19 protein-coding genes are annotated in these 22,206 nt (G+C 70.6%); 11 read left to right on the top strand and 8 right to left on the bottom strand.

Features of this window, described 5'->3' with window-relative positions; all coding sequences use genetic code 11:
- Positions 1 to 1,092 carry a hypothetical protein gene (locus tag FXO23_RS14145; protein ID WP_158884855.1) on the top strand — a complete coding sequence of 364 codons (1,092 nt, stop codon included), beginning with the start codon at positions 1 to 3 and terminating at the stop codon, positions 1,090 to 1,092.
- Positions 1,093 to 1,098: 6 nt separating this feature from the next.
- Here FXO23_RS14145 and FXO23_RS14140 read toward each other — a convergent pair whose 3' ends face one another.
- Positions 1,099 to 1,590, bottom strand: coding sequence for a winged helix-turn-helix transcriptional regulator (locus tag FXO23_RS14140; protein ID WP_158884853.1), 492 nt, complete (start codon positions 1,588 to 1,590; stop codon positions 1,099 to 1,101).
- Positions 1,591 to 1,677: 87 nt separating this feature from the next.
- Between FXO23_RS14140 and FXO23_RS14135 the strand changes: the two genes are divergently transcribed.
- On the top strand, positions 1,678 to 2,427 hold the full coding sequence (locus FXO23_RS14135) for a DUF899 domain-containing protein (protein WP_158884851.1): 750 nt from the start codon (positions 1,678 to 1,680) through the stop codon (positions 2,425 to 2,427).
- Positions 2,428 to 2,434: 7 nt separating this feature from the next.
- On the opposite strand, the gene FXO23_RS51035 is transcribed toward FXO23_RS14135, so the two are convergent.
- The gene (locus FXO23_RS51035; RefSeq protein WP_218952062.1) at positions 2,435 to 2,662 is read right to left on the bottom strand and encodes a hypothetical protein; all 228 of its coding nucleotides are present in this window, start codon (positions 2,660 to 2,662) and stop codon (positions 2,435 to 2,437) included.
- Here FXO23_RS51035 and FXO23_RS14125 point away from each other — a divergent pair.
- Entirely contained in the window at positions 2,618 to 2,827 is a 210-nt protein-coding gene (locus FXO23_RS14125) for a heavy-metal-associated domain-containing protein (protein ID WP_158884847.1), read from the top strand. The genes FXO23_RS51035 and FXO23_RS14125 overlap by 45 nt on opposite strands.
- Positions 2,828 to 2,831: 4 nt before the next feature.
- On the opposite strand, the gene FXO23_RS51030 is transcribed toward FXO23_RS14125, so the two are convergent.
- Positions 2,832 to 3,830: a C40 family peptidase gene (locus FXO23_RS51030; protein WP_218952002.1), complete on the bottom strand. Its 999-nt coding sequence runs from the start codon at positions 3,828 to 3,830 to the stop codon at positions 2,832 to 2,834.
- 278 nt (positions 3,831 to 4,108) lie between these two features.
- On the opposite strand from FXO23_RS51030, the gene FXO23_RS14115 reads away from it, so the two are divergent.
- A complete protein-coding gene (locus FXO23_RS14115) occupies positions 4,109 to 5,074 on the top strand; it encodes an ArsR/SmtB family transcription factor (RefSeq protein ID WP_158884845.1) in 966 nt (321 codons plus the stop codon).
- On the opposite strand, the gene FXO23_RS14110 is transcribed toward FXO23_RS14115, so the two are convergent.
- The 4 genes from FXO23_RS14110 to FXO23_RS14095 are packed head-to-tail and all read right to left on the bottom strand — an operon-like array spanning position 5,075 to position 11,139.
- A complete protein-coding gene (locus FXO23_RS14110; protein WP_158884843.1) occupies positions 5,075 to 6,214 on the bottom strand; it encodes a right-handed parallel beta-helix repeat-containing protein in 1,140 nt (379 codons plus the stop codon).
- A gap of 28 nt (positions 6,215 to 6,242) precedes the next feature.
- Entirely contained in the window at positions 6,243 to 7,787 is a 1,545-nt protein-coding gene (locus FXO23_RS14105; protein WP_158884841.1) for an alkaline phosphatase D family protein, read from the bottom strand.
- Between the two features lie 11 nt (positions 7,788 to 7,798).
- On the bottom strand, positions 7,799 to 9,403 hold the full coding sequence (locus FXO23_RS14100; RefSeq protein WP_158884840.1) for an FG-GAP-like repeat-containing protein: 1,605 nt from the start codon (positions 9,401 to 9,403) through the stop codon (positions 7,799 to 7,801).
- Between the two features lie 2 nt (positions 9,404 to 9,405).
- Positions 9,406 to 11,139, bottom strand: a complete 1,734-nt coding sequence (locus FXO23_RS14095) for a glycoside hydrolase domain-containing protein (protein WP_158884838.1) — start codon at positions 11,137 to 11,139, stop codon at positions 9,406 to 9,408.
- A 141-nt stretch (positions 11,140 to 11,280) separates the two neighbouring features.
- Here FXO23_RS14095 and FXO23_RS14090 point away from each other — a divergent pair, with 141 nt between their 5' ends.
- The 3 genes from FXO23_RS14090 to car all read left to right on the top strand — a co-directional run bounded on the left by FXO23_RS14090 (position 11,281) and on the right by car (position 17,389).
- Complete coding sequence (locus FXO23_RS14090) at positions 11,281 to 12,198, top strand: peptidoglycan-binding protein (RefSeq protein WP_158884836.1); 918 nt, start codon at positions 11,281 to 11,283, stop codon at positions 12,196 to 12,198.
- Positions 12,199 to 12,212: 14 nt separating this feature from the next.
- Entirely contained in the window at positions 12,213 to 13,172 is a 960-nt protein-coding gene (locus FXO23_RS14085) for a penicillin-insensitive murein endopeptidase (protein ID WP_158884834.1), read from the top strand.
- A 656-nt stretch (positions 13,173 to 13,828) separates the two neighbouring features.
- Positions 13,829 to 17,389 carry a carboxylic acid reductase gene (gene car, locus FXO23_RS14080; RefSeq protein WP_158884832.1) on the top strand — a complete coding sequence of 1,187 codons (3,561 nt, stop codon included), beginning with the start codon at positions 13,829 to 13,831 and terminating at the stop codon, positions 17,387 to 17,389.
- A 72-nt stretch (positions 17,390 to 17,461) separates the two neighbouring features.
- Here car and FXO23_RS14075 read toward each other — a convergent pair whose 3' ends face one another.
- Positions 17,462 to 18,031: a helix-turn-helix domain-containing protein gene (locus FXO23_RS14075; protein WP_158884830.1), complete on the bottom strand. Its 570-nt coding sequence runs from the start codon at positions 18,029 to 18,031 to the stop codon at positions 17,462 to 17,464.
- 88 nt (positions 18,032 to 18,119) lie between these two features.
- Between FXO23_RS14075 and FXO23_RS14070 the strand changes: the two genes are divergently transcribed.
- From FXO23_RS14070 to FXO23_RS14055, 4 genes are all read left to right on the top strand, one after another.
- Complete coding sequence (locus FXO23_RS14070) at positions 18,120 to 18,746, top strand: SAM-dependent methyltransferase (RefSeq protein ID WP_158884827.1); 627 nt, start codon at positions 18,120 to 18,122, stop codon at positions 18,744 to 18,746.
- An 11-nt stretch (positions 18,747 to 18,757) separates the two neighbouring features.
- The gene (locus FXO23_RS14065; RefSeq protein WP_158884825.1) at positions 18,758 to 19,249 is read left to right on the top strand and encodes a DinB family protein; all 492 of its coding nucleotides are present in this window, start codon (positions 18,758 to 18,760) and stop codon (positions 19,247 to 19,249) included.
- Between the two features lie 27 nt (positions 19,250 to 19,276).
- Entirely contained in the window at positions 19,277 to 20,269 is a 993-nt protein-coding gene (locus FXO23_RS14060; protein WP_158884823.1) for an alpha/beta fold hydrolase, read from the top strand.
- Between the two features lie 244 nt (positions 20,270 to 20,513).
- Complete coding sequence (locus tag FXO23_RS14055) at positions 20,514 to 22,205, top strand: amidohydrolase (RefSeq protein ID WP_218952001.1); 1,692 nt, start codon at positions 20,514 to 20,516, stop codon at positions 22,203 to 22,205.
- Position 22,206 lies beyond the last annotated feature (1 nt).

Genomic DNA, 22,206 nt, shown 5'->3' with positions numbered 1-22,206 from the left:
ATGCGAATCGCCATCGCTTTGACCGCAGCCAGCGCGTTTTCCCTCGGACTGCTTTCACCCCCGGCAAGCGCGAGCACGGCCATCGCACAGCACCACGAAATCCAGGCCACGCAACGCCCGCCGATAGCGAAGGTCATGGCCGCCTTCCGCGATCAGTGGGGCCAGACCGCCTTCCCGGGCACCGGCGTCGTCGGATGGCTGCCCGGCTCCAGCTTCACCAGACGATCCCAGTTCGGATTCGACCCCGGAACCGACGAGACCAACGCGAAGCCGAAACCGCAGCAGCTCACCAGGCGCCTCACCTACGACCTGGTCCAGCGGACGATCAACGACACCGACTCGGCGCCGCCGCCCCGGCGCGAGGTGGAGCACCAGATCGTCCAGGACATCGTGCTGGAGGACGGAACGCACGCGGTCAACCGGTTCCCGACGTTCCTCGGCACCCGGGCGTCGTTCACCTTCTACAACACCGTCGCCCATCCGCCCCTGCCGGGCGAGTTCGAACACACCTGCCGGACCTTGCGCAAGGCCGGTGCGGAGTTCCTGCTGTGCCGGGTCATCCGGCCGGACCGCGGTATCAACTACCAGGTCAACATCGAGCAGGGCACCGATCCGGGCGCGCGTCCGACGGACGCGGAGGTGCTGAACGTGTTCCGCGACCAGTGGAGCCGGACGACCTTTCCGCGGCTGAACGTCACGAACTGGGAGCCGCACACGGCCTGGCCGCGGCTCGCCGTCTACCCGTTCGACCCGGGGCAGACCGAATTCACCACGGTGCCGGAGCCACTGGCCGTCACCAAGCCGCAGACCGTCACCGTCTTCGACCGGAAGGTCCTGGGCCGCGACGAGTACCAGCTGAGCGAGGACACCACCGAGCCGGACGGCACGCTGTCCCACAACAGCTTCCCGGTCTTCAGCGGCCAGCCGGACTGGTTCGTCTTCTACAACTCGGTGGCGCGCGACGTCCCCGTGCCCGGGGAGTACCAGTCGATCTGCCGGACCGTGCCGCACCAGGGCGAGGAGTTCCTCGCCTGCCGCACCCTCACCCCGAGCAAAACCATCATCTACGAACTGCATGGGAAGCAGCCGTGAGACTGGTCATCGGCCGGGCCGGTTGGCGAGGCGCTGCCGGTCTTCGGGACGTGCGCCGGGGCCGGGCACCGCGACGATCTCCGCCACGGCCGGTGCCTGCCCGCACTCGTCACAACTGGTCGACAGGTGCACCGAGCCACCGCACGCCTCGTGCTCGAAGAGGATCGGCGGCCCCTGCGGCGCGGCCCACCGGTCACCCCATTCGGTCAGCGCCATGACCACCAGCCCGAGCTCGCGCCCCTTCTGCGTGAGGACGTATTCGCGGGCGCCGGCGGCATCGCCCGCGGGCCGGGATTCCATCAGCCCGTCGGACACGAAACCGTCCAAGCGCTTGGCGAGGATGTTCGGCGCGATGCCGAGCCGGCGCTCGAACTCCGAGAAGCGCGTCATCCCGGCGAAGACCGCGTTGCGGATGATCAGCAGGCTCCAGCGCTCGCCCACCAGCTCGAGGGCGCGCGCCGCGGAACAGTTCTGGCGTTCGTACCTGCGACCCAGCACAGACCGATGATAGCCAATCCGAGCTTGCGTGATGCAAGTCACGCACGGTAGCGTACTTGCATCACGCAAGTCCAAGAGGAGGCTCCGATGAATCTTCCGCAGGTCGTCTCACCCGACGAGTGGCTGGCCGCACGCAAGGAGTTGCTGCGCCGCGAGAAGGAGTTCACCCGCGCCCGCGACGCGCTCAGCGCGGACCGGCGGCGGTTGCCGATGGTGCGGATCGACAAGGACTACCGGTTCACCGGGCCGGACGGCGAGGTCGGCTTGCTCGACCTGTTCGACGGCCACCGGCAGCTGGTCCTCCAGCACTTCATGTTCGACCCGTCGTGGGACGAGGGCTGCCCGAGCTGTACCGCCATGGCCGATGATCTGAGCGGCGGCGTGCTCGAGCACCTGGGCAAGCGCGACACCGCGTTCGCCGCCGTGTCGCGCGCGCCGTACCCGAAGTTGCGGGCCGTGCGAGCGGCGAAGGGATGGACCTTTCCCTGGTACTCCTCCCACGGCAGCGACTTCAACTACGACTTCCACGTCACGCTCGATCCGGCCGTGGCGCCGGTCAGCTACAACTTCCGGAACGCCGACGAGCTGGCCGCCGCGGGCCTGACGTGGATCACCGAATACGTCGGCGAACAGCCCGGCGTCAGCTGCTTCCTGCGCGACGGCGACCAGGTCTTCCACACCTATTCGACGTTCGGGCGGGGCGTCGAGGTGATGATGAACGCCTACACCCTCCTCGACCTCACCGCCCTGGGCCGCCAGGAGGACTGGGAGGAGCCGAAGGGCCGGGTGCCCGACGCGTATCCGGCCGACCCCGGCTACCCGGCCGCCGCGGGCTGAGGCGACTTCAGGGCGTGGTCGCGCCGAACACGCGGAGCAGGCTGGTGTGCAGCGCCCGGGTCGCCTGCTTTCCGGACATCCGGCCGGCGTCCACCTCCTCGCTGGCGGCGTGGCCGAGTTTGACGGTGACCGCGACCAGCCAGTCCGCGGAAAGCCGGTCGTCGAATTCGGACCCGCCCGAGGTGTCCGGATGACCGAGAGTTCCTACTCCGTCAGCGGGATGGCCTGCGGGCACTGCGCGGAATTCGTCACCGAGGAGATCGAACGCGTCACCGGCGTCACCGCCGTGGCGGTGGACGTCGAGAACGGCACGGTCACGGTGACCAGCGACCGGGACCTGCGCCTCGCCGAGGTGCGCGCGGCGGTCGAGGAAGCGGGCTACGAACTCGGCTCGCGCTAGGGTCCTACTTACCGGCCTGCAGGGCGGCCCAGGTGTTGGCGCCGACGATGCCGTCCGCGTCCAGGCCGCGGGCGCCCTGGTACTGCTTCACCGCGGCCGTCGTCTTCGGACCGAACTTGCCGTCGGCGTCCAGGTCGGCCTCGAGTGCCGCGTTCAGGGCGCGTTGCAGGCGCAGCACCGCGTCGCCGGAGGCGCCCTCCCGCACCTGGGGCGTGGCCCCGCGGGCCAGCAGCGCGGTCCAGGTGTGCGCGTCGACCGTTCCGGTGGGTTCCAGTCCGGCCTTCGCCTGGAACTGCCGGGCCGCGCTCGCCGTCGTTTCGTCGAAGGCACCGGTGGGCCCTTCCGCGCCGGTGCCGAATCCGGCGGCGGTGAGGAGGCACTGGGCGGCCTTGACCAGCTCACCCGTCGCACCGGGGGCGATCAGCGGGTAACGCGAGTGGCTCAGGTTGACCGCGGCACAGGTCTTCGCGTCCCCCTCGAGGACGTTCCGGTAACGGATCGCGGCGAACCCCGCCGTCCGCTCCGCGGACCAGGTGCGTTCCGAGGCGACCGTCCCGGTCCGGTACTCCTCCCACACCACCGCCCGCGTCTTCGCGGTGTCGGCCCACCGGAGGAACAGCGCCATGTGCTGGTGGCTGCTGTTGTGCACCCACAGGCCATCGCCCGGTAGCAGGTCCCTCTTGTCGATGCGGGTGGCGACCTCCATGATGTTGCCGGTCCAGCGCCCGGTCTTCAGCCCCCAGGCCATCGACACGTAACCCGAGCAGTCCTGGCGGTAGGTGCCGTACCGGTTGGTGTGCGAAGCCGACTGGCTGTAGGGCACCCGCTCGTCCAGCCAGCTCCGCGCGCGGGTCAGGATGTCGTCCCGGGTCAGCTTCAGATCCGCCGCCGGGTGGCCGGCGGCACCGGGATCCGGCCGCGCGGCGGCCGTCGGGCCGCCGGCCAGGAAAAGTCCGCAGAGGACCGTGAAAACGGCGACAACGCCGGCGACTCTGGTGCGCATGAGCAATCCTTACCGCATCGGATCCGGGCGCTGCCCGGAAACTGGGGAAAACGCGTCCCACCCCTGTCCTGCGGGGGCGGGTGTTTGGGAAAATGTTGGTAGGAAAAAACGCCGACTCCAGTTCACGGAAATCCGGAACACTCTAGAATCGGGTGCGAACCCATCGGATTCCTCGTTTTCTGGCAGTTCGGAGTGCGCTGGGGGACATTATGTCGCGCGCTCCGCCTGCCCGCGTGCTCGTCCGACCACCGACTCGTCGCCCGACCCCGGGAGCCCCAGTGCTGAGAATCCACTTCACCCCCGAAGACCTGGCCAGAACGAAGATCAGCAGCGCCCCGCATCCGATGTGGGAGATGCTGCTCAGCCTGTACCGCCTGCGCAACCGGCAGGGTGACGTCGTCTTCGCGGAGTGGCGAAGATCGGTGGCCGCGCGGGTGCCGGCGAGCACCGGGCTGCTCACCGACCTCGTGCCACCGGCCGGTTACGCGGCCGACTTCCTCACCCCGGTGGGGCGGGAAGGGTCCCTGGCCGAGGGCCTGGACGAGTTGCGGCACACGCCGAAACGGCGGCTGCGCACCGATCTGTCCGTCCTCGCCGGTGACCGGCGGCTTCCGTCGTGGACGGCCGACCTGGCCGAAGGGCGCACCGAGGTGCTGGCGCACCTCGCCGACGCGATCGACCGCTACTTCGCGGCCTGCATCGCGCCGTACTGGCCGCGCGTGCGCGGCCGCGTCGATTCCGAACGCGCGAGGCAGGCGAAGCTGATGGCGGACCACGGCTTCGAGCGCCTGCTCGGGGAGCTGCACCCCACGGTCCGCTGGAGCTATCCCGTGCTGGAACTGGGCTACCCGGTGGACCACGAGCTGCACCTGAACGGGCGCGGCCTGCAACTGGTGCCGTCGTTCTTCTGCTGGGGCATGCCGACGACCTTCTTCGACGACGAGTTCGAGCCGACCCTGGTCTATCCGATCCAGCACCGCGCGGGCTGGTCCGCGGAGGACGGCGGGCGCCGGCCGCTGGCTGCCCTGCTCGGCCGCACCCGGGCCAGCACCCTCGAAGCCATCGGCGAAAGCCCGTGCACGACCAGCGAAGTGGCCGGGCGGACGGACACCAGCCTGCCCACCGCGAGCCAGCAGGCGGCGACCCTGCGCGCCGCCGGCCTGGTCAGCAGCCGCCAGAACGGCCAGTCCGTGCTGCATTCCATCACTCCCCTGGGCCAAGCCCTGCTGGCCGAAGCCCAGTGATCACGACGTGGTGTTCCCGGCCGTGCGAAGGCGCTGGTCCCCGGCCGGGATCGCGCAGGGGGCGCCCCCGGCGTTGGTGAGCCCGGGTGGTTGCAAGGTCCACGCCTCGCTCGAGTTGTCGCCGTCGTAGTCCGAGATCAACCGGTTGTTCGCGAAGCGGTTGTGGTACGAGGCGCACTGGCGGCTGCCCACCTCCGGATGTTCCTTGACGCAGGCGAGGTCGCAGAACTCGTCGCGGTAGAAACCGGCCCGGCCGGTCCGGGTGAAGGTGTTGCTCTCCACGGTGTTGAAATTGCTCCGGTCGCGGATCTTCACCGGGTCCCCGTTGATGAACGAGAACCGGTTCGCGTTCATCGTGTTGCCGGAACTGAAATGGGTCACGTAAAGCCCGTGGATGTGGCCGCCGTAGTTCCCGTGGTTCTCCACGTTGACGAAATGGTTGTTGGCGATCTTGTTGTTCGAGGAATTCGTCAGCACGATCGCGCCCCAACCGTAGCAGGTCGCGCCGCACGGCGCCCATTTGCTGCCCAGCTGCGTGAAAACCATGCCGAAGAAGGTGTTCCCGTTGAGCCCCTTGCTGCCGCGCCGGCGCATCGGCGGATCGTGGTTCTCGTCGGTGATGTCCCGCTCCGAATCGCCGAACACCGAAACGGCGCCCGAAGAGTAGTGCTCGACCTGCAGGTAGTAGAAGCGGAGACCGCTGTCCCCGCCGTCGTACCGCGGATCGGCGGGATCCTTCGGCAGCCGGGGTTGCAGCCAGAACCCGGCCGGTTTGCCCGCGAGGTTGCGGAACACCGGCCGTCCCGCGATGCCGTCCTCGCCTTCGCCGTACTCGTAGTCGATCGGCAGGAACGAGATGGTGTGGCCGGGCACGTAGAAGCGCCAGTCCTGCATCGGTGGCGCGACATAGGTGCCCTGTTCGATCCGGACCTCGACGTCGGTGGCGGGCTTCGCGTCGCGAAGCACCTCCTGCACCCGGACGAGACTCCGCACCGCGGCGGCCGGGGTCAGCCCGCTCGCGCCGTCCGAGCCGGTCGGTGCCATGTACACGGTGCAAACGTCCGCGGCCTGTGCGGTTCCCACGCCGACGCAGGACGTGACGGCGAGCAGCACGCCGACGAGTGCCGAGCCGATTCGCATGCGATCCCTTTCCGCGCTTTCCGATCCCTCAAGGATTCCGCAGACCGGGCCGGCCTTCTTCGATGACGAAGGACCGCTGCGTCGACACCGTGTGCGTCTTCGACGTGACCGTGCTGACGGTCCGGAAGTCGACGTCCATCCTGGTCTGGCTCAGGTTGGCGCGCACGTAACCGCGGCGCCGGGAGTAGAACTTGAGATGCGGGTTGTAGGCCGCGTCCGGGATGGGGATGTCCGAGATGTCGCGGTCACCCCCGGAGGCGACCGAACTGGTGACCAGTTCGGTGCCGACGACCGGGGAAGCGGGATTGGTGAAGTCCACTTTCAACTCGTTGGCCCAGGCGCGGTGCACGTCGCCGGTGAGCACGACCGGGTTGCGGACGCCGCGCTGCACCCAGCCCTTCTGGATGCGGTCGCGGGATGCCGGATAACCGTCCCAACCGTCCATTCCGGACGCGTCGTTGCCGTCGACCCGCCGGGCGAAGAACACCTGCTGGCCGAGGATGTCCCAGGTTCCGTTCCGCTGCCCCAACCCGTCGAGCAGCCAGTTCTCCTGCGCCGTGCCGGGCAGGCTGCGGGCGGGGTCACCGGCCTCCGGGCAGTACTTCCAGCCGTCCCCGCACGCCTGGTCGTCGCGGTACTGGCGGGTGTCCAGCAGGTGGAAGGTGGCGAGCCTGCCCCACCGGATGCGGCGGTAGAGCTGGATGTTGCCCCCGTTCGGCTTGGCCCCGCCGCGCAGCGGCATGTTCTCGTAGTACGCCTGGTACGCGTGTGCCCGGCGGTCCTTCCACTGCTGCTCGGTGAGTTCCGGTTTGTTGTTGTCGCGTTTCCACGCGGCGTAGTTGTTCTCCACCTCGTGGTCGTCCGGAACCACCAGCCAGGGCGCCACGGCGTGCGCCGCCTGGAGATCGGCGTCCGCTTTGTACTGCGCGTACCGGAGCCGGTACTCGGCCAGGTTGACGATCTCCCTGGTGCCCGAGTGCTTCCGGCCCGGAAGCGCGTCCGCGCCGGGGCCGCCCTCGTAGATGTAGTCGCCGAGATGCAGGATCAGCCCCGGCCGATCCTCGGCCATCCGCTGGTACACGTTGTAGAAGCCGTCTTCGAAGGCGGCGCACGAGGTGAACGCCAGCAGCAGGTCGCGGCCGAGCACGTCGAGCGCGGGCGCGGTGCGGGTGCGGCCGACGGGAGAGAGGTGCCCCTCGGTTTTGAACCGGTAGAAGTACTCGTAGTCCGGCCGCAGGCCGTGCACTTCCGCGTGCACCGAATGGGCGGCGCCGGGGACGGCGACCTCGCTCCCGCGCTGGACGACGTTCGTGAACCGCTCGTCGGTGGCGACTTCCCAGTCCACCGTGAAGTTCTGGTTCGTCGGCATGCCCCCGGGCCGATCGGGATCCAGCGGGGTCGGCGCCAGCCGGGTCCACAGCACGACGCCGTCCGGCAGCGGGTCGCCCGAGGCGACGCCGAGCTTGAACGGGTACGCCAGCGCGGCCCTCGCCTGTCCCCCGCCGCCCAGGGCCAGCGTTCCCGCGGCGGCGACGCTGCCGAGCACGAAGATCCGGCGGTTGAACTTGGTCATGTCTCCTCCCCCTACTTCGGTGAGTCCTGGTTGTCGTTGAGCACGTGGGAACCGCCCGCGAACGGGGTGCCCGGCCCGTAGCCGGACGGCATCCCGATATCGGACCGGGTGACCTGGCGCGAAGCCGTCACCGCCAAGGCGTTCCCGGAAAGCCCGGTGTTCAGCACGAACAGCGCGCCGGTCTGCGGCGTGCCGCCCTCCCACGGCGCGGAGGCGACCAGTTCGGCCTTGCCGTCGCCGGTGATGTCGAGGATCCGCAGCCCGTAGCCGAAACCCTCGCCCACGGCCGGATTCGCGTTGATCGGCGGGGTGTTCTCCCGCACCTCGGTGCCGGGCGCGGTGAGCAGGCCGTTGGCGCCACCCCGCAGCAGGGTCACCGATCCGGTGCGGTTGTCCTCCTTGAGCGTGCCGACGGCGAGGTCGTCGATCGAGTCGCCGTCCAGGTCGCCGGCGGCGACCGTGCCGCCGAAGAAGTCGTTCGCTTCGGCGTTGTCCGGGATCGACGCGGTGTCCTGGTCGATCACCTGGACGGTCGTGGTGAGCCCGGAAGCGCTGCCGCGCACGGCGGCCAGCGCACCGGAGCCGGCGGGCCCGCCGCGGCGGCGTTCGGCCTGGATCACCAGATCCGCGTTGGCGCCGCCGTGGAAGCGTCCGATCACCGCACCCCGCCACTTTCCCTCGGTGGCGGCGTTGCCCACGCTGACGTACGACGACGCGGCCGAGGACAGCCCGCTCGCCGAGCCGTGCAGCAGGTGCACGGACCCCGTGGCGCCGGTGGTCCCGTTGATCACCTCACCGGCCGACACCACGGCGAGGTCGTCGCGCCGGTCGCCGGTGACGTCGCCCGCGGCCAGCGCCCAGCCCATCAGATCGCCCGCCTCCGCGGCTCCGGCCAGGTTCGGATCGTCCTGGTTGAACGCGATCACGCCGCGGGTGGTGAGCCCGGCGCCGCTGCCGTAGAAGATCCACACCGCGCCGGCGCGCGCCTTGGTCTCGATCGCCTCACCGGGCGAGCCGACACCGAGGTCGGCGAACCCGTCCCCGTTGAAGTCACCGGTGGCCAGGCTGCCGCCGAACAGGTCACCGGCCTCCATCCCGCCGGGCACGTCCGCGGTGTCCTGGTTGATGGTGCCGAGCGCGCCGGGGAGCGTGCGCAGGTACGGCGCGGTGCGCTGGCCGTACAGGATCGACACGGTACCGGCGCCCGCCAGGTTGCCGACCGATTCGCCGGGATTGCCGATCGCGACGTCGGCCAGCCCGTCGCCGTTGAAGTCGCCGGTCGCGAGGGCGGCGCCGAACTTGTCGTTGGCCTCCATCCCCAGCCCGATCCCGGGGGTGTTCTGGTTGACCAGCGCGGACGGCGCGCCGGGCAGCGCGCCCGCGCCACCGGGGACCACCTGGACCGAGCCGCCGAGGTCGTGGGGCACGAGCGAGGTGTCGCCGCTGTAGGTGACCCGCGCGCCGGTGGACAGGACGAGATCGGCGACGCCGTCACCGTTCACGTCCGCCCGGGATGCCGCCTGGGGCGCGACCGGCGAGGCCGCCGCGACCGGGAAGGTGGCCAGGGCGGCTACCGCGGCAGCCGCCAATACCAGAAATCCGCGCTGAGAAACCATGGTTACCTCCCTGCCCGCAGGGCCGCCCAGGTGGCCTGGCCGACGACGCCGTCGACGCTCAGCCCGCGCGAGCCCTGGTAGTCGCGAACCGCTTTCTCGGTGTCCGGCCCGAACTTGCCGTCGATGGCCAGCGTCGCGCCGAGCGCCGCGGTGAGTGCGCGCTGCAGCCGGTTCACCGCCGCACCGGACGAACCCTGCCGCAATGTGGGACCGTCTCCTGTGGACAGCAGCGCGGTCCAGGTGCGCGCCTCCACCAGACCGGTCGCGGCGAGCCCGCGGGACTGCTGGAACGCCTTCGCCGCGGCGACCGTGGCCTCGTCGAACGTGCCGGTCGGCTCCTCCGCGCCCGGCCGGTGCCCCGCGTCCGCCAGCAGGCATTGCGCCGCCTTGACCGCGTTCCCGGTCGCGCCCGCCTCGAGCTTCGGGTAGCTGGTGAAGTCCAGGCTCACCGCGTCGCAGGGCTTGGGTTTGCCGGAGGCGACATCGAGGTAGTTCCGGTCGATGCCGGAGATCCGCACCCCGCCCCAGGTCTCCGGCACCTCGCCCGCGTACTGGTGGATCCGCTGGTGCCGCGCCCAGTACGTGCTCGGCACGTAGGAACCGGTGTCCACATCGGCCTTGTCGTTCCACCACGCGAACCAGATGTGGTCGGGCCGGCGGTAGGCCGTGTTGTCGTAGGCGCTGGCCAGGTCCTTGATCCCGGAGGCCGCACTCGAGTAGACGCCCGACAGCCAGCCCTTGGCGTGCAATGCCTCGGTCCAGCCGCTGACGTAGGAGAGCACGCTCGCCCTGCAGGACGCGGTTCCCGAGTACGCCTCGATGTCGCTGTAGATCGCGCTGCCCGCGCCGAAACCGAGTGCGGTCGCCGCGGTCATCGCGGCCGTGGCGCCGTCCCGCCCCTGCTGCCGGGCGGTCGCCGGATCGGTGGACATCTTGAGCCGGAATCCGGTGCACGGCGCCTGCCGGCCGACGTCGGTGAGGATGAAGCGCCAGCCCTTGGCGGCCTGGTTCGCCACCCAGGACGGGGTGAGGTTCGGCTGCGAGCACGCGCGCAGGCCGCCGCTGGTGTAGATGCCGACGGCCCGGTACGGGGACGCCCGCCAAGCGTCCATTGTGGACTGCGAGGGCGCCGCGCAGACGTCGAATCCCTTGCCCTCGAAGGTGCCCGGCGCGATGATCGGCTGTGCCGGGGCCGCCCGCCGGAACGCCGCGGGGAGTTCGGCGGGATTGCCGCCGGGCGCCAGGCGCGCCCGGCCCAGCACGTCGCGCACGGCCGGCTCGGTGTCCTCCGCGTGTGCCGCGGTGACCAGGACCCCGGCGTCCCGGACGGCGAGGTGGATCTCGCCTTGCCGGGAGGGCGTCCCGTCCGGTGGCGTGGCCGTGCCGGGCGGCGCCGTCACCACGTCTTCGGGCACCCGCTCGGGCGGGAGCCCGGCGAGCGGTTCGAGCACCAGCCCGGCCGTCCGCCCGGTCAGCTTCGCCGGGCAGTCCGGCTGCTCGGTCTGCCGTCCCAAGTAGACGGTCTCGGTGTCGAACCGGACGCAGGCGCGCGGATCGTCGGCCAGATCGACCACTCGCCAGGTGGCCGGCACGTCGACCTGGTAGCCGTGGTACGTGATCGTGCGCACGTCCGGTCCGGCCGGAGCCGCGGTCGCGGCCGGTGCGAACAATCCCCCGGCGGCCAGCAACCCCGCGACCGTGCCGGCGGCCCGCGCGCGCCATGACGAATCGGTCATCGTTCTCCTCCCAGAGCAAGGACGGCAGGCTATGCGCGCCCGCGCACGGGCGGGAAGCGTTTCGGCCCCGGCCAAAAGGTTTCCGGCGCACCCGGTGCCCGGATTACCGTTTCGCCCCGGTCTGATCTGGGAGGAAACGAGATGGCGCGTCTACTGGCGCTGGTGGCCACCGTGGTGGCGATGGTGATGGTCGGGATGGGGACCGCGAACGCGGCCCCGGCGCCCGCGTGGCCGTTGGTGGGCGCGGACGCCACCGGCCCCGAGGTGACCTCCGCGCAGTACCTGCTGCGCCAGCACGGCGCGCAGATCGAGGCCGACGGGATCGTCGGGCCGAAGACCCAGGCGGCGGTCAAGGCGTTCCAGACCGGGCGGGGTCTCCCGGCGGACGGCATCGTCGGGCCGTTGACCTGGGCGAAACTGGTGGTGGACCTGGACAGCGGGGCCCGGGGCGAGGCGGTGACCGGAGCGCAGCACCAGCTGGTGCGGCACGGTTTCGCGGTCACCCCGGATGGCGTGTTCGGCGCGAGCACGGTCACCGCGGTGACCGGGTTCAAGAGCAAGCACGGGCTCCCCGCCACTTCCCTGATCGACGCGGTCACCTGGCAGTGGCTCATCGGCGGCACCCCGACCATCGAGGGCTGGGCGCTCCCGTTGCCGCGCAACGCGCTGCCGCGCGGCGAATACGACGACCCGCACCACGACTACCCGGCCATCGACCTTCCGGTCGGCACCGGCACCAAGGCGTTCGCCGTCACCGCGGGCACCGCCGCCCTGGTCAACGACAGCAGCTGCGGCAAGGGTGTGGTGCTGAGCGCCAACGGGGTCCGCTACATCTACTGCCACCTGTCCCGGCACGCGGTGGCTTCGGGCGCGGCGGTGCGGCCCGGACAGCTCCTCGGCTACACCGGCAGCACCGGGAATTCCACCGGACCGCACCTGCACTTCGGCATCAAGATCGGCGCCACCAGCCACTGCCCGCAACGGCTCCTGCTGGCGATCTACGACGGCGTGGCCCCGCCCGCACCGGCCACCCTGCCCACCTCTGGTTGCTCGTACTGACCGTGGGAGAACCCATGCGCAGATTCGCTATCGTGTTCGCCGCCCTGCTGAGCGCGACGATCGTTTCCGGCACCCCGGCACACGCGTACGGCAACGCGTTCTTCCACACCCAGCACAGCGGGAACCGCGGCGTGGAGGTGCTGGCGATCCAGCACCTGCTCGCCCACCACGGCCAGGCCGTGCCCGCCAGCGGCGTGTTCGACGCGGCCACGGCCGGCGCCGTGCGCGCCTTCCAGACCGCCAAGGGCCTGGGCGTCGACGGCATCGCCGGGCCGCTGACCTGGGCTGCCCTGACCCCCACCATCCGGCCCGGGGACAGCGGCGAGGCGGTCCGGGCGTTGCAGATCGAACTGAATGCCAAGCGGCGACTGAACCTGGCCGTCACCGGGCAGTACGACGCGGCCACCACCGCGGCGGTGCGGGCGTTCCAGACCCACGCCGGCATCGGCGCCGACGGGATCACCGGCCCGAACACCTGGAAGAACCTGGTCTGGCACTACGACTACCCGGACTTCGGCACCGGCATGTGCGACCAGGATCCCGACGGCAACGGAACCGCGAACTGGGGAACCGCCGCCGCCATCGGGCAGCTGGAGCAGGCCGCGCGAACCTTCGCGGCCTCCGGCAACGGGAAGATCCCGGTGGGCGACATCGCTCTGGAGCACGGTGGCGACATCCCGGGGCACGCCAGCCACGAGGTCGGCCTCGACGCCGACCTGTGGCCGATCCGGACCGACAGCGCCCAGTGCTCCGGGGGCCGGATCACCTGGCGGTCCCCGGCCTACGACCGGGCGGCGACCCGCGAACTGGTCCGCGCGATCCGCGCCGCCGCGCCCGGCCACGTCAAGCTGATCTTCTTCAACGATCCGACGCTGATCAGCGAGGGCCTGACCACCAGCTACGCGAACCACGACAACCACCTGCACGTCCGCTACTGCGAGGCGGTCCATCCCAGCAGCCTGTACACCTGCTGAGCGCAGGCCGCTTTTTGGCCATGAAGTGCCGAAAAACGCCCGGGGGCGGAGCGCGCCTACCGAAATGGGGAACTCGGTAGCCCGAAACGGGGAACTCGCACGTCCGAAACGGGGGACTCGCGCCAGTGGCCTCCGCCCGCCGCGAGTCCCCGTTCCAGTCGCCGAGTTCCACACTCAGGTAAGTGAACTACACACTCGGGCAAGCGAAATACACACTCGGGACCACCTCCGCGACACCGATCGACCCCCAGGACCCGCCGCGATCGGGAACCCGCCGGGTACCGCACACACCGCATCCGGCAGCCCGAATGCGCCTGCGGGGTCCCACACGGACAACCGTGTACCCGAGTGTGCAACTCGCGTGCCCGAACGTGTAACTCGCGTGCCTGAGTGTGCGACTCGCGGCGGCGGGTCGCCGTCCTTGGCCCGGTGGGCAGTATTCCGTTATTCGGGTGCCATTTGACACAGGGCGGCGAAAAAGCTGCCACCACTTGCCTTCGTCACCCATTCGAGTGCAGTGGTGACTGGTAAGTCACACCGTCATTTCCTGTGCTCCCCGGAGCAATCGCGATACGCTTAGTTAGCGTAAGCATCTAAGCGCGGAGCCCTTTCGGGCAATTCCCCTACGCGCAGCCGCAACTGACGGGAGGCTGACTATGGCGACTGATTCGCGATTTGAAGCCAAGGGCAACGGCGGGTCGACCGACCCTCGGGAAGAGCGTCGCACCGCCGAGCTGTACGCCAACGACCCGCAGGTCCGGCACGCGAAACCACTCGAATCGGTCACCGCGGCGGTCCGAGATCCCGGACTGCCGCTCGCGCGGGCCGTGGCGACGATCATGGAGGGCTACGCGGACCGGCCCGCGCTCGGCGAGCGCGCGCGGGAACTGGCGACGGACCCCGCGACGGGTCGCACGTCGCTGCGCCTGCTGCCGAGGTTCGAGACGATCAGCTACCGAGAACTGTGGGCGCGGGTCCGCGCGATCGCCGGTGAATGGCACCACAACAAGGAAAACCCGTTGAGCGCGGGTGACTTCGTCTGCATCCTCGGCTTCACCAGCATCGACTACGAGATCCTCGACCTGGCCTGCGTCCACCTCGGCGCGGTCTCCGTGCCGCTGCAGTCCAGCGCGCCGGTTTCCCAGCTGAACCCGATCCTCGCGGAGACGCGACCGCGCATCCTCGCGGCGAGCGCCGAACGCCTGGACACCGCCGTCGAAGCCGCGCTGGCCAGCCCTTCGCTGCGGCGGCTGGTCGTTTTCGACTACCACCCGGAGGTCGACGATCAGCGCGACGCGTTCGAATCCGCGCGTCGGCGCCTGGCCGAAGCCGGTTCCCCGATCGTGGTCGACTCGCTGGCCGCGATCCGCGAACGGGGAGCGGCGTTGCCACCCGCGCCCCTGTTCACCGCGGACGCGGGCGAGGATCCGCTCGCCATGCTGATCTACACCTCGGGCAGCACCGGCACGCCCAAGGGCGCCATGTACCCCGAGCGGCTGGTGCGCACACTGTGGGACGGGCTGTGGCCGTCGGCGGCGGAGTCCGAGGTGCCCTCGATCGGCATCAACTTCATGCCGCTGAGCCACCTCGCCGGACGCATTTCGCTGATCGGGACGCTCTCCCGCGGCGGCACCGGCTACTTCGCGGCGAAGAGCGATCTGTCCACCCTGTTCGAGGACATCGCGCTCGCCCGCCCCACCGAGCTGACCTTGGTGCCGCGGGTGTGCGACATGCTTTTCCAGCGGTACCAGAGCGAACTGGACCGGCGCGCGGCGGAACCCGGCGACCGGGCCGCGCTCGAAGCCGAGGTGAAGGCGGATCTGCGGGAGAACTTCCTGGGCGGGCGCGTCGTGCGCGCCCTGTGCGGCTCCGCGCCGCTGTCCGCCGAGATGGCGGCATTCGTCGAATCGTGCCTGGACGTGCCGCTGCACGACGGCTACGGCTCGACCGAAGCCGGTGGAGTTCTGTTCGACAACAAGCTGGCCCGGCCGCCGGTGCTCGACTACAAGCTCGTCGACGTTCCCGAACTGGGCTATTTCCGCACCGATTCGCCGCATCCGCGGGGTGAGCTCCTGATCAAGACGGAGACCATCATTCCCGGGTACTACAAGCGGCCCGAGGTCACCGCGGAGATCTTCGACGAGGACGGCTACTACAAAACGGGCGACATCATGGCCGAAGTCGGGCCGGACGAACTCGTCTACGTCGACCGCCGCAAGAACGTGCTGAAGCTTTCCCAGGGCGAGTTCGTGGCGCTTTCCCGCCTGGAAGCCGTCTTCGTGAACGGCGAACTGATCCGGCAGATCTTCGTCTACGGCAACAGCGAACGCGCATTCCTGCTCGCGGTGATCGTGCCCACGCCGGACGCGATCGAACGGGCCGGGAACAGCGGCGAGGATCTCAAGGCGTTGCTCAGCGAGTCGCTGCAACGGACCGCGAAGGAAGCCGAACTGAATTCCTACGAGATTCCGCGCGACTTCCTGATCGAGACCGAACCGTTCAGCACCGAGAACGGTCTGCTCTCGGACGCCCGCAAGCTGCTGCGGCCCCGGCTCAAGGAGCACTACGGCGAACGCCTCGAGCAGCTCTACGCCGATCTCGCCCGGGGGCAGGCGGACGAGCTGAGCGAGTTGCGCCGAGCCGGACGGGACCGGCCGGTGTTCGAAACGGTCAGCCGGGCCACCCAGGCGCTGCTGGGCTGCTCGAGCGCCGACCTCGGCCCGGACGTCCACTTCACCGATCTGGGCGGCGACTCCCTCTCCGCGCTGTCCTTCTCCAACCTCCTCCAGGAGATCTTCGACATCGAGGTCCCGGTGGGGGTCGTCATCAGCCCGGCGAACAGCCTCCGCCAGCTGGCGGAGTACATCGAGGCGGAACGCACCTCCGGGGCGAAACGGCCCACCTTCGCGAGCGTGCACGGCCCCGGCGCCTCGGCGGTCCGGGCGAGCGACCTCACGCTGGACAAGTTCCTCGACGCCCGCACGCTCGCCGGCGCCCGGACGCTCCCCCGCGCGGACGGTGTCGCGCGGACCGTCCTGCTCACCGGGGCGAACGGTTACCTCGGCCGCTTCCTGTGCCTGGAATGGCTGGAGCGGCTGGCGCCGGAAGGCGGCAAACTGATCTGCATCGTGCGGGGAAGCGACGCGGCCGCGGCGCGGAAACGGCTCGACGACGCGTTCGACAGCGGCGACGCGGAGCTGCTGCGGCACTACCGGGAACTGGCCGACGGGAAGCTGGAAGTCCTCGCCGGTGACATCGGCGAGCCGAACCTCGGCCTGGACGAAGGGACCTGGGACCGGCTGGCCGGAACGGTCGACCGGATCGTCCACCCGGCCGCCCTGGTCAACCACGTCCTCCCCTACGGCCAGTTGTTCGGCCCCAACGTCGTCGGGACGGCCGAGCTGATCCGGATGGCCATCACCACGCGGATCAAGCCGGTCACCTACCTCTCGACCGTGGGGGTCGCCGCGGGGGTCGGGCCCGCCGCCCTCGACGAGGACGCCGACATCCGCGCCACCAGCCCGGTGCGCCAGATCGACGAGAGCTACGCCAACGGCTACGGCACGAGCAAATGGGCCGGTGAGGTACTGCTCCGGGAAGCGCACGACCTCTTCGGCCTCCCGGTCGCCGTGTTCCGGTCCGACATGATCCTCGCGCACAGCCGGTACGCCGGGCAGCTGAACGTGCCCGACATGTTCACCCGCCTGCTGCTCAGCCTGGTCGCCACCGGTATCGCGCCGCGTTCGTTCTACCCCACCGACGCCGAAGGAAACCGGCAGCGGGCGCACTACGACGGGCTACCGGCCGACTTCACCGCGGAAGCCATCGCCACCCTCGGCGGTCAGGCCACCGACGGGTTCTGGACCTACAACACCGTGAACCCGCACGACGACGGCATTTCGCTCGACGTCTTCGTCGATTGGCTGGCCGAAACCGGCCACCCGATTCACCGCATCGACGACTACGGCGACTGGTTCGCCCGGTTCGAAACCGCCATCCGCGCCCTGCCGGAGAAGCAGCGGCAGCACTCGCTGCTGCCCCTGCTGCACGCCTTCGAACGGCCGGAGGCGGCGGTCCGCGGTTCCGCCATCCCGGCCGAACGGTTCCACGCGGCCGTGCAGGCCGCCAAGATCGGGCCCGACAAGGACATCCCCCATCTGTCCGCGGCCCTGATCGACAAGTACGTCACCGATCTCCAGCGGCTGGGGCTGCTCTAGGAATGCGCTGAACCGGTCCGGGCCTCGACGGGTGTTTCCCTGGCCCGGACCGGTTTCCGCATTCCGGCCACCTCAGTTCTGCGCGGCGGGCCGGACGTGGGCCCGCACCCCCTGCGGATCGAACAGGACGAGGATCTCGACCGCGCCCCCGTCGGCGCTGCCCAGCCAATGCGGCAGGGACGTGTCGAACTCGGCGGCCTGACCGGGCGGCAGCGTCAGGTCGCGTTCCCCGAGCACCAGCCGCAGGTGGCCGTTGAGCACGTACAGCCACTCGAAGCCGGAGTGCGTCTGCGGGGTCGGTTCCGCCGGTTCCCGCCGGGCCGGGATGAGCATTTTGAACGCCTGCACCCCGCCCGGCCGCCGGGTCAGCGGCACGAAGGTCATCCCGAATCGCCGGATCGGCTTCAAGTGGATCCTGGGGTCGCCGGTGCGCGGCGCGCCGACGAGGTCGTCCAGCGGAACGTCGTAGGTGCGGGCGAGCGGCAGCAGCAGTTCCAGCGTCGCCTTGCGCTGCCCGCTCTCCAATCTGGACAGCGTGCTCTCCGAAATGCCGGTCGCCACCGCGAGTTCGGCGAGGGTGATGCCGCGGGCACTACGCAGCGACCGCAACCGCGGGCCCACCGCGTTGAGCACGTCGTCCATGGATCCAGGTTGCCAGAACGGCAAGATTCCGTGCCAGCCCGGGGAGCGCCTGACGAAACTGGCCGCATCTCGTCCGAAGGAGCCCCCGATGAACACCACCGATGCGGTCACATTCTGGGACGGCGTCCACGCCGCTCGACCCGCGGCGACCGATCCGCCACCCAACGGCAGCCTCGTCGATCTGGCCGCCGACCTGCCCCCCGGTGCCGCGCTGGAGCTGGGATGCGGCAACGGCGGTGACGCGCTGTGGCTCGCCCGCCGGGGGTGGCACGTCACCGCCGTCGACATCTCGGCCGTGGCGACCGAGCGGCTCGGGGCCCGCGCCCGCTCGCTCGGCGTCGGCGACCGGGTCGCCGCCGAGTGCCACGATCTGCACGAGTCCTTTCCCCGGGGCAGGTTCGACCTCGTCTCCGCCCACTATCTCCACACCCCCTTCGCGCTGTCCCGGGCGCGCGTCCTGCGCGCGGCCGCGCACGCGCTGCGCCCAGGCGGGCGGCTCCTGGTCGTCGACCACGGCTCGACCGCGCCGTGGTCGTGGAACCAGGACCCCGAAGCCCATTACCCGACGCCGCGGGAGATCGCGGCCGACCTCAGCCTGGATCCGGCGGGGTGGGCGGTCGAGCGCGCCGAGGCATCCCGCCGGCTCGCCACCGGGCCCGGCGGGCGCACCGCCGAGGTCACCGACCACATCCTGCTCATCCGCCGCACCGCGTGAAGGAGACGACCATGCCCACCACCGCCCGCCGCACCCGCCGCCGCGACGAACCACCGCCCCGCACCGGCAACAGCGAGGCCGAAACCCTGCGCGCGTTCCTCGACTACCTCCGCACCTCGATCGCCGCGAAGGTCCGCGGCACCCCCGAACCGCAGGTCCGGACGGCCGGGGTGCCGTCGGGCACCAACCTGCTCGGCCTGCTCAACCACCTCACCTTCGTGGAACGCGCGACCTTTCTCGGCGCGGAGGTCACCGACTGGCAGGCGACTTTCCACGCCTCGCCGGAGGACAGCGTCGCCGACGTCCTCGCCCGCTACCGGGAGACCGTCGAGCGCGCGAACGACGTTCTCGACGGGTGCGCCGACCTCGGCGCACCCATCCCCGGGGCTCGACGCGCGCCCAGCGTTCGCTGGGCGCTCACCCACCTGATCGAGGAGACCGGCCGCCACGCGGGCCACGCCGACATCCTGCGCGAACTGATCGACGGCGCCACCGGGCGCTGATCCCACCGACTTGAGGACACCGCACACATGGTCTCCAGATCCGCACGCACGGCGGCGGCCGTCGCCCTGGCCGTCCTGCTCACCGGCACCGCGGCCTGTTCCGCACCGCCCGCCCCCGAGGTTCCCGCGCACGCCAAGGCCGCCGAGGGCGATCCGCGGTTCAACGCCTTCCGGCACGAGTTCACCGACGTCGACGGTGTCCGCATGCACTACGTGACCGGTGGCCGGGGCACGCCGGTGGTGCTGCTGCACGGCTGGCCGCAGACCTGGTTCGGCTGGTGGCCGATCATGCCCGCGCTCGCCGAGCACCACACCGTCTACGCGGTCGACCTCCCCGGGCTCGGCGACAGCACCGGCAGTCCGACCGGCTACGACAAGGCCACCCTCGCGCGGTACGTGCACACGCTGATCGCCGACCGGCTCGGGGTGCGCGACGCCCGCATCGTCGGGCACGACCTCGGTGCCGCGGTGGCGTTCCAGTACGCCGCCCAGTTCCCCGCCGACACCGCGCGGCTCGGCTACCTCGACCTGCCGCTGCCCGGCCCCGGGATCGACGCGGCCACCTACCGCTCGCTGAGCTGGCACATCGCCTTCCACTCCCAGCGGCGGGTCCCCGAGGCCGTGGTCGGCGACGACGTCCGCGAGTACCTGGCGCTGTTCTACCCCCAGGTCTCCTTCGGCGGCACGGCGTTCGGCGGCACCGCGGACCGGTCCCCGTTCACCGACGCCGAAATCGGCGAGTACGCGCGGACCTACGGCCGGCCCGAGGTCCTGTCCGGCGGCTTCGAGCTCTACCGCGCCCTCGACAAGGACGTCCGCGACACCGTGGCGGCCGCGCCGGTGCGCGTCCCGGCCCTGCTGATGACCGCTCAGGGACAGCTCGACGCGGTCCGGGCCACGGTGGCTCCGCGCCTGACCGACATCGTGCGAGCGGTCGACGTGCCGAACGCCGGGCACTGGCTCGTCGAGGAAAACCCGCGGTTCGTCGCCGAGGAACTGCTGCGTTTCCTCAAGGGGTGATCGGGAATCGGCCGAATGGACGCGATTCCGCGCGTGCGCTGTTCCGGTATCGTGGGTGACACGGAACCTGGGGTGGCACGGAATCTGGGATGACACAGCACTGAACTTGTCCACAGTGGACATTCTCGATGGGGGTTTTCCTTCGCGTGTGGCACATTGCCACGTCGTTCCGGATGCCCGGTGAAATGCCAGGCCGCATTGTCCCATGCTTCGCGGGCCATCCCGCTCAAGAAGGGTGACGAGAATGACCGGAATGACCCGGCGCGATGCCGGAAAGCTCTTCGGCGCCGCGGTGGCCGCGGCCGCGGTGAGCGGCGGTACCGCGGCGGCCTCGGCCGAGGGCGGCGCCCCGGATCTGGTGTTCGTCAACGGCGACGTGATCACCTTGGATCCGAAGTGCCCCACCGCGACGGCGGTGGCCGTGCGCGCGGGCAAGATCATCGGGGTCGGCGGGGACGCCGAGACGCGGGCGCTGGCCGGGCCGCGGGCCGAGGTGGTGGACCTGGCCGGGCGCACCCTGGTGCCCGGGATCAACGACTCCCACCTGCATGCGGCCGTGACCGGCCTGAACCGGCCGCCGTTCGCGCTCGCACTGGGGTTTCCGGCGGTGAAGTCGGTCGCCGACATCGTCGCCGCGGTCGGGCAGGAGGCCGGGCGGATCCCGGACGGGCAGTGGATCCGCGGCGCGGGCTGGCGCGTGCCCCAGCTCGCCGAGAAGCGGCCGCCGAACCGGGACGATCTCGACCCCGTCTCGCCCCGGCATCCGGTGTGCCTGCAGGACTTCTCCTATCACGTCACCGCGGTCAACTCGGTGGCGCTGGAACTCGCCGGGATCAAGGGCGGCGAGCCGGGCGTGATCGTCGACGCCAACGGGCGGCCCACCGGCCTGCTCGAAGTCGCCGCGCAGGGCCTGGTGCAGCGCCTGCTGCCGCCCTGGGGCCGCGAGCAGCGGAAGCAGGCGATCCAGGGCATGGTCGCGGATCTGCACGCGGAGGGCATCACCAGCTTCACCGATCCGGGGCTCGGCCCCGGTGGTGAGGGGCTCGGCCTGGGAACGCAAGGCATCGAGTCGATGGCTGCCTATGTCGATCTGGCCCGCTCGGGCGGGCTGGCGGCCAGGGTCAACGCCCTGTTCCTGCCCAGCTCGCAATCCGGCGGCTCCGCGGCCGAGGTGGCCGAGGCGCTGGCCGAGTTCCGCCCGCCTGCCGGGCTGGATCCCCGCCGATTCGCGGTGCCCGGGGTGAAGCTCTACGCGGACAACGGCGGCGAACTCCTGGTCAAGGGAAGCGATCACGCGGCGCGGGTGGCCGAGCTGACCGAGATGGTGCGGCTCGCGCATGCCGCCGGATACCAGGTCGGGGTGCACGTCTACCGCCACGTGGACATCGTGGTCGACGCGTTCCTCGCCGCGCGGCGCGCCCACCCGCGCCCCGATCCGCGGCACATCCTGATTCACGGCGCGCAGGTCAAACCCGAGTCCCTGCCCCGGATCGCGGAAAACCGGTTCGGGCTCGGCCCGCAGGCGCAGAGCTGGCACAACGTCATCGACCAGGTGGCCGGGCAGTTCGGCGAATCCTTCGTGCCGTGGCGGTCCGCGGTCGACGCGGGCGTGCGGCTGCTGAGCAGTTCCGACGCACCGGTCAACCCGCCGCATTGGCGCCTCGGCCTGAGCGTGCTGATGACCCGCGAAGGGCTGAGCGGGAAGGTGCACGACGAACGGCAACGGCTCACCCTGGAACAGGCGCTGCGCAGTTACACCACGACCGGGGCGTGGCAGGACTTCGCCGAGACCTGGAAGGGGTCGGTCACTCCGGGCAAGGTGGCCGACCTCTGCGTGCTCGACGGCGACCTCCGCCGCACCCCGCCGCGTGAAATCGCCGCGCTTCCGGTGGCGCTGACCGTGTTCGACGGGCGGATCGTGCACCGCCGCGGCTGAG

Source organism: Amycolatopsis anabasis (genome assembly GCF_009765355.1).
Lineage (GTDB): Bacteria > Actinomycetota > Actinomycetes > Mycobacteriales > Pseudonocardiaceae > Amycolatopsis > Amycolatopsis anabasis.
This window is presented reverse-complemented; position numbering and strand designations above follow the sequence as displayed.

What these genes read in the sequence shown, in the direction of transcription:
- FXO23_RS14145 (WP_158884855.1), top strand. Translation starts at nt 1, where the DNA reads ATGCGAATCGCCATCGCTTTGACCGCAGCCAGCGCGTTTTCCCTCGGA.
- FXO23_RS14135 (WP_158884851.1), top strand. Translation starts at nt 1,678, where the DNA reads ATGAATCTTCCGCAGGTCGTCTCACCCGACGAGTGGCTGGCCGCACGC.
- FXO23_RS14125 (WP_158884847.1), top strand. Translation starts at nt 2,618, where the DNA reads ATGACCGAGAGTTCCTACTCCGTCAGCGGGATGGCCTGCGGGCACTGC.
- FXO23_RS51030 (WP_218952002.1), bottom strand. Translation starts at nt 3,830, where the DNA reads ATGCGCACCAGAGTCGCCGGCGTTGTCGCCGTTTTCACGGTCCTCTGC.
- FXO23_RS14110 (WP_158884843.1), bottom strand. Translation starts at nt 6,214, where the DNA reads ATGCGAATCGGCTCGGCACTCGTCGGCGTGCTGCTCGCCGTCACGTCC.
- FXO23_RS14105 (WP_158884841.1), bottom strand. Translation starts at nt 7,787, where the DNA reads ATGACCAAGTTCAACCGCCGGATCTTCGTGCTCGGCAGCGTCGCCGCC.
- FXO23_RS14100 (WP_158884840.1), bottom strand. Translation starts at nt 9,403, where the DNA reads ATGGTTTCTCAGCGCGGATTTCTGGTATTGGCGGCTGCCGCGGTAGCC.
- FXO23_RS14095 (WP_158884838.1), bottom strand. Translation starts at nt 11,139, where the DNA reads ATGACCGATTCGTCATGGCGCGCGCGGGCCGCCGGCACGGTCGCGGGG.
- FXO23_RS14090 (WP_158884836.1), top strand. Translation starts at nt 11,281, where the DNA reads ATGGCGCGTCTACTGGCGCTGGTGGCCACCGTGGTGGCGATGGTGATG.
- FXO23_RS14085 (WP_158884834.1), top strand. Translation starts at nt 12,213, where the DNA reads ATGCGCAGATTCGCTATCGTGTTCGCCGCCCTGCTGAGCGCGACGATC.
- car (WP_158884832.1), top strand. Translation starts at nt 13,829, where the DNA reads ATGGCGACTGATTCGCGATTTGAAGCCAAGGGCAACGGCGGGTCGACC.
- FXO23_RS14075 (WP_158884830.1), bottom strand. Translation starts at nt 18,031, where the DNA reads ATGGACGACGTGCTCAACGCGGTGGGCCCGCGGTTGCGGTCGCTGCGT.
- FXO23_RS14070 (WP_158884827.1), top strand. Translation starts at nt 18,120, where the DNA reads ATGAACACCACCGATGCGGTCACATTCTGGGACGGCGTCCACGCCGCT.
- FXO23_RS14065 (WP_158884825.1), top strand. Translation starts at nt 18,758, where the DNA reads ATGCCCACCACCGCCCGCCGCACCCGCCGCCGCGACGAACCACCGCCC.
- FXO23_RS14060 (WP_158884823.1), top strand. Translation starts at nt 19,277, where the DNA reads ATGGTCTCCAGATCCGCACGCACGGCGGCGGCCGTCGCCCTGGCCGTC.
- FXO23_RS14055 (WP_218952001.1), top strand. Translation starts at nt 20,514, where the DNA reads ATGACCGGAATGACCCGGCGCGATGCCGGAAAGCTCTTCGGCGCCGCG.